General features: G+C 63.7%; 12 protein-coding genes. 3 read left to right on the top strand and 9 right to left on the bottom strand.

The features are described 5' to 3' along the window. Positions 1 to 143: 143 nt before the first annotated feature. From ACVOLO_RS15250 to ACVOLO_RS15230, 5 genes are all read right to left on the bottom strand, one after another. Positions 144 to 1,235, bottom strand: coding sequence for a PA0069 family radical SAM protein (locus ACVOLO_RS15250; protein WP_481571164.1), 1,092 nt, complete (start codon positions 1,233 to 1,235; stop codon positions 144 to 146). A 64-nt stretch (positions 1,236 to 1,299) separates the two neighbouring features. Continuing rightward, positions 1,300 to 2,316 (bottom strand): HlyD family secretion protein, encoded by a 1,017-nt coding sequence (locus ACVOLO_RS15245; protein ID WP_481571163.1) that lies wholly within the window; start codon positions 2,314 to 2,316, stop codon positions 1,300 to 1,302. A 13-nt stretch (positions 2,317 to 2,329) separates the two neighbouring features. Next, positions 2,330 to 2,539: a DUF1656 domain-containing protein gene (locus tag ACVOLO_RS15240; protein ID WP_481571162.1), complete on the bottom strand. Its 210-nt coding sequence runs from the start codon at positions 2,537 to 2,539 to the stop codon at positions 2,330 to 2,332. Next, complete coding sequence (locus ACVOLO_RS15235) at positions 2,529 to 4,691, bottom strand: FUSC family protein (RefSeq protein WP_481571161.1); 2,163 nt, start codon at positions 4,689 to 4,691, stop codon at positions 2,529 to 2,531. The genes ACVOLO_RS15240 and ACVOLO_RS15235 overlap by 11 nt, the downstream gene beginning before the upstream one ends. Continuing rightward, positions 4,688 to 5,203 carry a MarR family winged helix-turn-helix transcriptional regulator gene (locus tag ACVOLO_RS15230; RefSeq protein ID WP_481571160.1) on the bottom strand — a complete coding sequence of 172 codons (516 nt, stop codon included), beginning with the start codon at positions 5,201 to 5,203 and terminating at the stop codon, positions 4,688 to 4,690. Before ACVOLO_RS15230 ends, ACVOLO_RS15235 begins: the two co-directional genes overlap by 4 nt. Before the next feature lie 313 nt (positions 5,204 to 5,516). On the opposite strand from ACVOLO_RS15230, the gene cls reads away from it, so the two are divergent. The 3 genes from cls (at position 5,517) to ACVOLO_RS15215 (ending at position 9,240) form a co-directional block, all read left to right on the top strand. Next, the gene (gene cls / locus ACVOLO_RS15225) at positions 5,517 to 6,977 is read left to right on the top strand and encodes a cardiolipin synthase (RefSeq protein ID WP_481571159.1); all 1,461 of its coding nucleotides are present in this window, start codon (positions 5,517 to 5,519) and stop codon (positions 6,975 to 6,977) included. A gap of 1,214 nt (positions 6,978 to 8,191) precedes the next feature. Then, on the top strand, positions 8,192 to 8,476 hold the full coding sequence (locus ACVOLO_RS15220; RefSeq protein WP_481571158.1) for a hypothetical protein: 285 nt from the start codon (positions 8,192 to 8,194) through the stop codon (positions 8,474 to 8,476). Then, positions 8,473 to 9,240, top strand: coding sequence for a pyridoxine 5'-phosphate synthase (locus ACVOLO_RS15215; RefSeq protein WP_481571157.1), 768 nt, complete (start codon positions 8,473 to 8,475; stop codon positions 9,238 to 9,240). The genes ACVOLO_RS15220 and ACVOLO_RS15215 overlap by 4 nt, the downstream gene beginning before the upstream one ends. A 944-nt stretch (positions 9,241 to 10,184) precedes the next feature. On the opposite strand, the gene ACVOLO_RS15210 is transcribed toward ACVOLO_RS15215, so the two are convergent. The 4 genes from ACVOLO_RS15210 to ACVOLO_RS15195 form a co-directional block, all read right to left on the bottom strand. Beyond that, the gene (locus ACVOLO_RS15210) at positions 10,185 to 10,595 is read right to left on the bottom strand and encodes an ExbD/TolR family protein (protein WP_481571156.1); all 411 of its coding nucleotides are present in this window, start codon (positions 10,593 to 10,595) and stop codon (positions 10,185 to 10,187) included. 3 nt (positions 10,596 to 10,598) lie between these two features. After that, positions 10,599 to 11,024 (bottom strand): ExbD/TolR family protein, encoded by a 426-nt coding sequence (locus ACVOLO_RS15205; RefSeq protein WP_481571155.1) that lies wholly within the window; start codon positions 11,022 to 11,024, stop codon positions 10,599 to 10,601. A 46-nt stretch (positions 11,025 to 11,070) separates the two neighbouring features. Then, the gene (gene exbB, locus ACVOLO_RS15200; RefSeq protein ID WP_481571154.1) at positions 11,071 to 11,814 is read right to left on the bottom strand and encodes a TonB-system energizer ExbB; all 744 of its coding nucleotides are present in this window, start codon (positions 11,812 to 11,814) and stop codon (positions 11,071 to 11,073) included. A gap of 85 nt (positions 11,815 to 11,899) precedes the next feature. Further along, positions 11,900 to 12,571 (bottom strand): energy transducer TonB, encoded by a 672-nt coding sequence (locus ACVOLO_RS15195; protein ID WP_481571153.1) that lies wholly within the window; start codon positions 12,569 to 12,571, stop codon positions 11,900 to 11,902. Between the last annotated feature and the right edge of the window lie 18 nt (positions 12,572 to 12,589).

Below are 12,589 nucleotides of genomic sequence, written 5' to 3'. Positions count from 1 at the left end.
CTCCCTCTACATGGCGTCTGCAATTGCAGGAGTATCAGCGACTGCCAGCTTCGCGGCCAAGGCCGCTCCTACCCGGAAATCACGTTCCGCTGCAGCCGTACCCGCAAAGCCTCCGCCGAGCATGGCTCGGCACCACACATCGGCTAAAACAACTCGCCCTGCAACGAAGGCTTCTTCGGCGCCAATGGTGCGATGAACTTGCTGCAGTCCAGCCACGGCCATTGCTGGCGCGATGCGTTGAAGCCCAGCCGTCGGCTGGCGAGTTTGAAACGGTTGGCCAGCAGATCCGCATACGCACCTTCGCCGCGCATGCGCTTGCCGAACTCGCTGCTGTAATCCTTGCCGCCGCGCAGTTGGTTGATGGTGCTCATTACATGCTCCGCGCGCTGTGGATAATGCGCCTGCAGCCAATCGCGGAACAGCGGTGCCACCTCATACGGCAGACGCAGCAGCACGTAACCGGCACTGCTGGCACCTGCGTTGCGTGCTGCTTCCAGCACGGCTTCCAACTCGGCATCGTTGATCCACGGAATCACCGGCGCCACCATCACGCCCACCGGAATGCCGGCATCACTGAGCCGCCGCATCGCGCGCAGGCGTGCATGCGGTGCGGAGGCGCGCGGTTCGAGTTTTGCCGACAGATGCGAGTCCAGTGACGTCACCGAAAAATGTACGCTCACCAGCTTCTGCTCGGCCAGTGGCGCGAGCAGATCAATGTCGCGTTCAACCAGTGCGTTCTTGGTGATCAGCGAAAATGGATGCCGGGTTTCCTGCATCACTTCGATCAACTGCCGGGTGATGCCCAGCTTGCGTTCGATGGGTTGGTAAGCGTCGGTATTGATGCCCAGTGCAATCGGCTGCGGCACGTAGCCCGGCTTGGCCAGCTCACGGCGCAGCACTTCGGCAGCGTTGGTTTTGGCAAAGATCTTGGTCTCGAAATCCAGCCCCGGCGACAGGTTGAGATAGGCATGCGTGGGCCGCGCGAAACAGTACGAGCAGCCGTGCTCGCAGCCCCGGTAAGGATTGACCGATTGGCTGAAGCCGACATCCGGCGAGGTGTTGCGGCTGATGATGCTGCGCGCGATTTCCGGGCGCACGTCGGTACGCAGGCGCGGTTCGGCGAACTCCTCGCTCTCATCCACCGACCAGCCGTCGTCAACGGCTTCGGCTATCTGGGTTTCAAAACGGCCGGCGAGGTGGCTGGTGGCACCGCGGCCTTTGATCGGGGTAGGCATGCGCCTACGCTACCGCGCGCCCGTCGCAGATGCCGCGACGGGCCGCATTCAGCGGGCCAGGGCTTCAGCCGGCCTTGAGCTTGGTGGCGTCGCTGCCGTGCACCGTCAAGGTCGCACTCATGCCGGCGCTGAGCACGGTGCCTTCCGGCACCGAAGCGGGGTCGATGCTGACCCGCACCGGCACGCGCTGCGCCAGCCGCACCCAGTTGAAAGTTGGCTCGACCTCGGCCAGCAGGTTCTGCCCGGTGGGGCCGGCCGCATCGGCAATGCCGGTGGCGATGCCTTCCACCTGCCCACGCAGGTGCAGGCCACCGGCCATCAGGCGGATATCCACCCGATCACCGCGGTGGATCCTGGGCAATTTGGTCTCCTCGAAGTAGCCGTAAACCCACATGCCTTGGCTGGCAACCAGCGCCATGCGCGGCGTGCCGGCGGCGGCGTAGTCACCCACCCGCACATCCAGGTTGGTGATGGTGCCGTCGGCACTGGCCCGTACCTCCGTGCGGGCAAGGTCCAGCTGTGCGCGCTGCAGCGCCACCCGTGCCTGCTGCAATGCGGCGATGGCCTGTTGGCGACTGGCGTTGGCCGCACGCGTGCCGGCCTGGGCCTGCTTCCAGCTGGCCTGCGCGGCCTGGGCCACGGCGCGGGCATCGGCCTGCGATTCACGCGAGACCACGCCACTGAGTTGCGCGCGGCGCTGGGCCTGCTCCTGGCGCATCAGGTATTCGGCCTGACTGGCGCTGGCCCCGGCCGATGCGGCGGAGATGCTCGCCCCGGCGGCGCGCGCGGCGGCTTCGGCCGCGCTCAGGTCGGCCTCGGCTTGGGCAACGGCCAACTGGTAGCGGTCCGGGTCGACCACGAACAACAGCGCTCCCTTCTTGACCGGCTGGTTGTCCTGCACCGCGACGGCGGTGACCAGGCCGGACACATCCGGCGCGATACGCACCACCTCGGCGCGCAGGCGTGCATCGCGCGTCCATGGCGAGAGCATGTACTGGTGCCAGACCACGTAGGCCATCACTGCAGCCAGCAGCACAACCATGCAGGTGACACCGCCTCGGATAAGGCTGGCGGTTTTCATGGGCAATCCTTGGTTACGAAAAGTGGGGCAGGAACAACAGCAACGCGGCGCAGTAGATGCTGGCGAACAAGGCCACGCGCACCAGCGAGGGATGCAGCGCGCGCCGGTACAGGCCAACGCGGCCCAGGCCGAAGTCGAGCAGGCCGAACACCGGCAGCAGCATCACCACCAGCACCAATGCGCCGGGAAAATAGATGCCGCCGATGGAAATTTCATAGGGCATGGCGCGCCTCCTTCAGGCGTTGATAGCGGCGCGACCGCCGGACGTAGGCGGCCAGCACGCTGGCGCTGTCTTCCAGCGTCATCTGCAGCAGCAGCAAGTGCTCGCGCACGCGGCGCAATGCCGGCGGTTGCGGGCCGGACAAACCAATAAGCGCGGTGCGCACACTGTCCTTGGCATCACGCAGGGTCTTTGCCCGTGGTGTGCGGTAGAGCTGTCCCAGCAACGCCAATGCCTGTTCAAGCTGCCGCTGCAGGTCGGGCGACAGCGATTGCCCGGCCAGATCGTGGCGCAGGTCAATTGCCGTGTGGCCGGCTTCATGCACCATCAACGCCCACTCGAACAACTGACGCGAAGCGCGGCTGCCGGGTGCGGTGCGGCTGGCCACTTGTTGAAACAACTCGCGGCTGACGCTTTCAAACCTTGGCAGCAGGCCGCGCAACGGCGCGGACACCGCCAGTTGCACCTGCGCACGCAGGCGTTCGAGCAGCCGCCGTTGCCGCTGGCGGCTGCCGGGCAAGGCCGGCACCAGCATGAACACACCCATCGCCACGAACGCGCCCACCACCAGTGTCAGCGAGTTGTCCAGGTAGGCCTGCGCGCTGGGATGGAACTGCGGGCCGAGGTTCCATGACACCAGGATGCCGACGTTCAACGCCAGGCCGGTCACCACGAACCGCGGCCGCGTGGAGAGGTACAACGAGGCGATCATCGACGGCAAAGTCACCAGCACCATCGTCGTGAAATCCACCGCCAGCGCCAGCGCGATGAAACCGGGCAGGGCAAAGAACGGTGCCAGGGTGTGGCCGATGGTCGCGCGCCGCACCACCCACAGCGGGTCGGGAGCAGCCGAGGACATCGCCACCAAAGCGGCCATGCCGAACACCGCCAGCCCGCCCTGGTTCCAGCTGCTGCACAACCACAGCAGTGACAGTGCCAGCATCACCGTGAAGCAGCGCACGGCCGCCAACGCAATCGCATAGCCGTCGTTGGCGCGGCTGAAACGCACCTGCGACAGGCGCGGCGCCCGTGCACGCAACCGCCCCCTGCCGGCTTCCATGCGCGCCTTGGCCTGCACATACGCGTGCAGCTCCTCACCGAAGCGGCGCACCATCAGCGCGCTGGCATCAAAGCGGTCGTGCAAGGCCAGCGGCAGTTGCGCGTGCTGTCGTGCGATTGCATCGTCGAGCTGCAGGTTCCACCGCCGCAGCTGCATTGCCAATGCCGGAACGTCGCCACGCAGCGTGCTGTCGTCAAGCGTCCGCGACAAGGGTTTGAGCAGCACACGGACGGCGCGCACCAGTTCGTCCTGGTTGCGCCGGTGCAGCCGGTCGATATGGTGATGCAGCGCCTGGAAACGCGATGCCGCCGCCATGAAGTGCTGGTTGATCAGTTTCAACTGGCCATTGCGGCTGCGCAGGATGGGATCGTCGAAATACGCCGTGGCGCGCATGTCCTCAAAGCTGATCGCACCCTGCACCACGCGCATCTGGGTTTGCTCGATCACCTCGAAACCCTGCAGCCGTCCGCCAATCGCGCCGGCCACGAAATCCAGGAAGTCCCTGAGGTTGCCGTCATCGGTGGCACGCAGCCCGGCGCGCATGCGGTTGGGCCACAGCACGTCAAACACCACGCTGGTCACCGCCATGCCCAGCAGCACTTCGCCGGTGCGTTCCAGCGCACTGTTGAGGATGTGCTGGGGATGGTTGATCACCGGGAAGACGATCATCGCCACGGTGTAGCCGGCCAGCACGAAGCCATACGAGGCCATGCCACGGCTCCACACCGAGCCACCGGCACAGAACCCGGCCCACAGCGCCATGGCCGTCACCAGCAGCACGGGGCTCTGCGGGAACAGCGACACGATCAACACCGCCATGCCACAGCCCACCACCGTGCCAACGCCGCGGTAGAACGCCTTGGCCAGCACCAGCCCGGTGTTGCGGTTCATCACCACCAGCACGGTGATCATGGCCGTGCCCGGCGAGCTCATGCCCAGGCGCATCGCCAACCAGCCGGACAGGTACAACGCCACCAGCACCTTGCCGATATACGCCCAGGTGGAGGCTTCGCCGGTCATCGCCTCACGGAAGGTCTGCAGCAGGCGATGAACCCACGAAACACCCGGCGCATGGTTGGCCGGCTGCGCGCTCATGGCCGTTGTTCCAGCCCGATCAACAGCCGCATCAGCACCTGCTCGGTCTGCCGCAGTTCCGCCGGCGCCACGCCATTGAAAAAGTGCTGAAGCTGCGCGATCACCGCAGGCATCAGCTGCTCAATCAGCTGCTCGCCCTCGGCAGTAAGCCGCACCACCAGCTTGCGCCGGTCATCATCGCTGGGCTGGCGGCTGACCAGCCCCTTGGCCAGCAACTGGTCGATCAAGCGGGTGACATTGGACGACTTCTCGCTGGCCGCCTCGCTTATCTCCGACGGGCTCAGGCCCTGCTCGGAGCCATCGAGCATCATCAGCACGTTGTATTCGGAATGGGAAATCCCGTACTCACGCATCAGCTGGTTGCCGTTGTCGCAGAACAGCTTGTGCACCAGCTTGATCAACCGCGCCAGCATGGCCTGGTCCCGTGGATAGCCGGGGTGGCGCCGGCTGCTGATGGCCAGCTTCTGGTCGATGCTGACGTAGCCACTGGTCGCGGAGAGGTTTTTGTCCATTCCGGGATACTACACTTGTGTAGCATTTGCTGCAACGCAACATGCCATTCCATCGCGTGGGATCGCACGGTTATCCACAGCTTCTGGAACCGTTCGGCGGCGCATTTCGTGCCAATGCCCGCTGGTTTCGGCGCAAGCCGACACGTATTCGTGCCACCGCCGGAACAATAGTCTCAGCAGATTTAGAGATTTATCCGAAGCTCTCTCCCCGCCATCTCGCCCACGCCCTGGAGTAATTCAGGCGGCCCTGGCTGAAAGTTACCCACAGCGTTGTCCACGGCCTGTTGTCAGCGGCGATGGCTAGAATCGGCAGATGCGCGAAGCCCTGCACGTCCTCTGGACCACCCTCACCGACATTCCCCATCTGGCCCAGATCCTGGCTGCCGCCTATGTCGCCTATCTGCTGGTGCTGGCCTGTTACATCGTCCTGCAGAAGCGCGAACCCGTGGCCACACTCAGCTGGATCCTGTCGCTGGCGGCATTGCCCTACATCGGGCTATTCGTGTTTTACCTGTTCGGGCCACAGAAAATCGTGCGCCAACGCCTGCGCCGCGGCCGCTCCCGCGAGGGCATGAGCACCTACGACACCCTGTGCCCGCCCGACCACCATTGCACCGAGCTGGCCCGGGTCGGCCAGGCCACCACCGGCCTGTCCCCCAGCACCGCCACCGATGTCGATTGGCTGGTCGATGGCGCGGCCACCTACGCGGCCATCATCCAGGCCATAGGCCAGGCGCGGCGCCATGTGAATCTGGAGTACTACATCTTCGAGCCCGACCACGCCGGCACGGCCCTGCGCGATGCCCTGGTGGAGCGCGCCAAGGCCGGGGTGAAGGTGCGGCTGTTGCTTGATGCCGTGGGTTCGGCGCGTATCCGCAAGCGCTTCCTGCAACCGCTGCTGGACGCCGGTGGCGAGGTGGCCTGGTTCCACCCGCGGCAACTGCTCAAACCCTTCAAGCGCCCGTGGTTGAACCTGCGTACCCACCGCAAGCTGGTGGTCGTGGACGGCGAGATCGCCTTCACCGGCGGCATCAACGTCACCGACGAGGAGGATGACAGCCGCAACCCCAACGCCTACCGCGACCTGCACATGCGCATCCGCGGCCACGTCGTGCACAGCCTGCAGCTGGTGTTCCTGGAGGACTGGATCTACGCCACCGGCCAGACCGACAAGGTGTTCCAGCGGGCCGACCTGTTTCCGCCCAATGTGCCCACCCGCGACCAGGGCAGCATCCACGCGCAGGTGCTGGTCTCCGGGCCCGATTCGGCCTGGGAGGCGATCCACCGCCTGCATGTGGCCGCCATCCAGGAAGCAAAACGCCGCGTCTGGCTGGTCACCCCGTACTTTGTGCCCGGCGAGGCCGCACGCATGGCACTGACATCGGCCGCGCTCGGCGGGCTGGATACGCGCTTGATGGTGCCCAGGCAGAGCGACTCCAAACTCGTCACCCTGGCCGCACGTTCCTACTTCGACGAGCTGCTGGAAGCCGGTGTGCGCATCTACGAGTACGGCCCACGCATGCTGCACAGCAAGGCCTTCATTGCCGACGACCATACCTGCATCGTCGGCACCGCCAACTTCGACCACCGCAGTTTCCGCCTCAATTTCGAGCTGTCGATGATGTACCACGACCGCACGCTGACTTCGGAACTGGATGCCATCCTGCGCGAGGAGTTCAACCGTGCCACCGAGGTGCGATTGAATCGTCGGCGACCACTCTGGCGCTCCCGCCTGCCCGAAGCCTTTGCACGCCTGGCCTCGCCACTGCTTTGATTGAATTCGCCACTTCGAGGAAGGCCGTTGTCCACGATCACTTGTGGACAACTTCCTGGACGCGGTGCGCCCGCGTTTTTCCAAGCCAACACTTCATCGACGCCGCGTAGTCGCATGCAAGCGTTGGACAGGGCCTTGTTGCGTGCACCCAACGCTTGAGCCGCATGTTGCGCATTGCAGATGTCCACAACGTCCTGTGGACAACTGCTTGAGCGAACCTGATTAGCGTCGAGTCTCAACTGAGAGCCCCTCTCCCGCGTGCGGGAGAGGGGTTGGGGGTGAGGGCAACGAAGTTAGATGGATGAATGCGCTGCGGGTGGCATCCAGAAGTGGACTTCAATCTCCAAAACACCGATAGCGCCCTCATCCGCCCCTTCTGGGCACCTTCCCCCAAAAAGGGGGCTGCAGTCCCGCAAACGGAAGAAGGGAGTGATCTAAGCCTTCCTGGCTAACTAGCAGTTCGGCTGAGATTCGACACTAATCAGGTTGAGCGAAAGGTCCGCGACCGCCTCTTCCCGCAGCAACATCATCCAGACGCGCGTCCACATTGGGTTTCACGAGTGTGCGCCGCGCTGAGTCACGCAGTCCTCCAGCCCAATGCCGTGCATTGTGGATATCCACAATCAACTGTGGATAACGATTTGAACGGATGCGCGCGCCCGCTGCGAGCATTGGCAGCATCGCGGTATGCACGTCGTTTCGCTGGAAGTTCCACGGGCAGAGCATCGCTGCATACCAGGCGGTGCTGCCGCTCCGCGCCCTGTACTGCAGATATCCACAGTTCCCTGAGGACAATTTCCTGGACCACTTCGATTCCTGCGCTCGCCCCGCACGTCACGCTTTCCACACCACCTTCCCGCATCGAGCAATGTGGGCGGACTCGGCATGCGGCCACCCAACCGATGTCTGAGTACTGGAATCCGCATCGTATTGGAGCGCTGGTTGACGTGATGAACGCCAACGCGCGTCGACTGCCCGTGTTCTGCCGCTGACGGGGGACAGTCATCCTTCCTCGATTGGCATTCCATCAATGCCGAACGGCAGAGTTATGCACAGCCACCGCCGACCAACGGTAGTGGTCCGGCGGGCAGACGGCGCAGGCCGGGAAGCCTCAATTCAGCAACGCCGGGATCCCCCCGAAATCACGCCATGACACATGGAACAGCAGCGCCCGGCGCCGTTACACTGCACCTCTCTATGGGGAGGTCGTGTCCATGTATTGGCTGTTTCTGCTGCTCGCACTCGGTGCGTTCGTGCTCGCCATTTCGACGACGCAGATGTGGTTGCTCGTGCTCTCGCTGTTGGCCTCACTGCTGTTTGCCGTGCTGTGGGTAAAGGGCCTGTTTGCCGCACGCGTTGGCAGCCTGGTCAGCGAAGCGCCGCGGCCGTTGCATCCGGCCGAGTTGCAGGCACTGCGTGATCAACTCCGCAGCCAGAACGCGCCGCCGCAACCTGCGCAGGAAATCCCCCCGGCAAAGAACGACCCGGCACAGCCATGACCAGCCTCAGCGTCAACGTTAACAAGGTCGCGGTGCTGCGCAACTCACGCGGCGGCAGCGATCCGGATGTGGTCCGCGCGGCAATGACCTGCCTGCGTGCAGGCGCCCACGGCATCACCGTGCACCCGCGCCCGGATCAGCGCCACATCCGCGCCGATGACGTGTTCGCACTGGCCGAGCTCACGCGCCAGCACGGTGTCGAGTTCAACATCGAAGGCAACCCGTTCGCACCACCGCGCCAGGGATATCCCGGCCTGCTGCAGTTGTGCGAACAGACCCGCCCGGCGCAGGCCACGCTGGTACCCGACACCGATGGTCAGCTCACCTCCGATCACGGTTTTGATTTCGCCCGCGACGGCGAGCGCCTGCGCCCCTTGATCGCGGAGCTGAAGAACCTGGGTTGCCGCGTCAGCCTGTTCGTCGATGCCGGTAACGACGATATCGCCCAGGCCGCTGTACTCGGCGCCGACCGCATCGAGTTGTACACCGGCCCGTATGCCGAGGCCTTTGCCAATGGCAACGTGGAACAAGCACCGGCCCCGTTTGTCATCGCCGCACGTCGCGCCCAGGCTGCAGGTTTGGGCGTCAACGCCGGCCACGACCTGTCGCAGGCCAACCTTTACCACTTCCTGTCGCAGGTTCCCGACGTGCTTGAGGTTTCCATCGGCCACGCCTTGATCGGCGAAGCGCTGTACGAAGGCCTGGAAACCACCGTGACCGAGTACCTGAAACTCATCCGCCAAGCCGAAGGCCCAATCAGCTGAGCGTGGGCCACGGTGATCGAGCACAAAGGGCGCGCACGTTTGTGATTTGAACAGCGCCGGGGCAGGGCAGGTTACGAGTGCTTGTGGGTACGTTCGCGCACGCCAATACCCCGGGGCCATCTCGGTATCGCGGGCCAAGGTCAGCTGTGGGTAAGTACAGCTGCTGTGGATAAATTCCGTCGCCATTCCCGCTCTTCTCAAACAAGTGCTGCTATCGGAACGCCAGCCATTGCCTTGGGGCTGCGCCAAGCTCAGGCAACGCTCCATCGCGCGGCAGGAATCCATAAGCGGAAAGCGAACGCGCGCAGGGCGCACATGTTTCCGGTCACGGATCACTGCTCCCAATCCGGGGTCATCACGCAACCCGGGCCCGTCTACCCGCGGCCCGGATCAAGCATCGTTGCGGCACCAAGCCCCTTTGGCCGCAGCCCGGCCGATCAAGCCACATCGGACCAATGCGCGTCGCTGCGTGTTCACGCGCAACGCTGAGAACGTGCTCTTTCAATGCCCCCAAACGCACGCCTGTTTCTTCATCGCGCTTGCCAGGGCGGCGGCTGAGGAGAACACCTGTTTTTCGCAACAGCGGTAAGCAAAAGCGCAGCCCATCTGCACCTCATCCAGGCAGCAACCGCGCCAGCGAAGACCACGTTCTCAACCAAGAAACCCTCAGCCATCGTGCTTCGGCGTGTGGCCTGCTCTGGCCCGTGCACAGCCTGTAAAAATTACTGCGTGCGGTAACTGCTGCATGCGCGGCATCAACCACAACACAGCACCGCAGTCGCACCAGAACTACAGATTCCAACAACAGAGCCACAGCCCAAAAAGAGCGCTTCAGCATCTGCGCACCTACGCACGACCTCCGTTTCATGCGCCGGAAGCACAAAAAAAAAGACGCCCCCGAATATCGAGGGCGTCTTCCAGTCGCGTCATGACTTGGTGTTACGTCACTGCACGAAACCGATCTTCTTCATCTGAGCATTCTTGGCCTGGGCAAGAATCTTGGCCATGACCTCATACTCCGAATCCGGGCTGGCTTCGATGCGAAGTTCCGGCTGGTTGGTCGGATCCTTCTGTACTTCTTCTTCCATCTTCTGCTGCAGGTCGCCCACGTTCACCGGACTGTTGTTCCAGTAAACCTGGTTGCTCGCATCCACACGCAGATCGATCGGCGGCGGCGGCTCGCGCAACTGCGGCGGCGGGTTGATCACCCGCTGCGGCAGATCCACGGCGATCGGGTACGTCATGATCGGCGCGGTCACGATGAAGATGATCAGCAGCACCAGCATCACGTCCACGAGGGGCGTGACGTTGATGTCGGCCATGGGGCCCTTGTTACCACCACTACTGAATGCCATCGCTTATTGCCCCTTTTCTTTGGTGGCAACGAAACCGACGTCCAACATTCCCTGGCCCTGCGCGATCTTGGTTACTTCGTTGATCACGCTCATCTTCGTGGTCTTGTCACCACGCAGGTTCAACGGCGGCTGCGGCGTCTGCTGGGCAGCGGTAGCGAAACGCGATTCCAAAGTCTCCTTGGAGACTTCTTCGTCGTTCCAGTAGAGCTTGCCGTCTTCCTTGACTGCCACCGTAATCGGGTTCGAACGCTTTTCAGCATCGTCCGGATTGATGTTCAGATTGGCCTCTGGCAGCTCCACCTGAACCTTGTGGGACATCAGGGGAGCCGTGATGATGAAGATGATCAGCAGCACCAGCATCACGTCCACGAGGGGCGTGACGTTGATGTCGGCCATGGGGCCGCTGCTGTTGTCACTACTGAAAGCCATAACGGGCTCCGTCTATATCGTTGCGAGGACTGCTCGGCTTACTGGCTCAGCGAACGCGCGAGCCAGTGGCGAAGAAGTCGTGCAGATCGTGAGCGAACGTATCGAACTTGCTGATCGTGGCGCTGTTGATCTTGCTGAAGAAGTTGAAGGCGAACACGGCCGGGATAGCCACGAACAGACCGATGGCGGTCATGATCAGTGCTTCACCCACCGGGCCGGCAACGGCGTCGATCGAGGCCGAACCCGTGGCACCGATCTTGATCAGCGCGCCGTAGATGCCCCACACCGTACCCAGCAGACCCACGAACGGAGCGGTTGCACCGACGGTGGCCAGCAGAATCATGCCGCCCTGCAGACGGTTCGATTCGCGGGTCACGGCCTGACGCAGGGCGCGGTCAACGAACTCCGAACGGCTCAGGGTTTCGCCGGCACCAGCCTGCTGGTGGTGGGCAGCAGCCTGGGCTGCGTCCAGGGCGATCTTGGAGAAGGGCTCCGAAGCCGGCTGCTCTTCCATGGCACGGATGGCGTCCTGGGCGTTCGGGGCATCCCAGAACAGGCCCGGCACGCGGTCAGCGGCAGACTTCAGACGGGTGGTGCGGAAGATGTTGATGACAGTCCAGTACCAGGACATGGCCGACATCGCCACCAGGGTGATCAGAACGACCCAGGAGACGGCGAACTCGCCCGGCTTGGAGGTCATTTCGTGGATCAGATGCTCGAAGCCCATCTGCGAGAGCGCGTTGTTTGCGTTGCCCCCGGCAGCAGCGGCGATGAAAATTTCCTGCAGCATGACGCTTACCTTTGTTGTGTGTGGTGTTAAAGGGTGTAGCTAAAGTCGAGCAGTCAGGGGGGCGACCCAAGGGCCGCCACGCCTATCAGCTCAGCGCAAAATTGACCGGGACGCGGACGCGACCAGCCGCCTTGGCCCCACCGCTTTGGGCGGGGTTGAACTTCCACTTGCGTGCCGCTTCCATTGCAGCTCGGTCGAGGTCGCGGTTGCGGCTGGACTTCTCGACAGAAACATTGGTGACGTTGCCGTTGGCGTCGACATCAATGATCAGGATGACCTCGCCCTGAATACCAGCGCGGAAAGCGGCCGGCGGGTAACGCGGCGGATTCATGTTCTTGGACGAGATGTCCACGCTGGCCTGGATGTCGACCGGCGGGGCAGGCGGGGCAGGCGGAGCCGGCGGCGTCACCACGTCATTCGGACGCGGTTCCGGCACGTCGATCACCGGGGCTTCCGGCGGCGGCGGCAGCGGCGAGGGCTTCGGCGGCGCGAGGTTCTTGACCGGCGGCGGCGGGGTGTCCTGCGGCGGCGGCGGCGGCGGCGGTGGCGGCGGCGGCGGCGGTGCGTCGACCAGCGTCACCATGACGTTGCGTTCCTTCTCCGCAGCGGCCTTCGGGGCCACGGCAGGAATCAGGAGCATCATCAGAGCTGCCAGATGAAGTGCGATTACAAAGGCAATACCGGCGATACGGGGCCAGCTGAGCCCCTTATCTTTTTCGCCGTCATACCTGTGGTGAAAAACCAGTTGTTCCGTCATGCGCCAAGAACTCGTTAG

The organism is Stenotrophomonas sp. STEN056, assembly GCF_056759635.1.
This window is presented reverse-complemented; position numbering and strand designations above follow the sequence as displayed.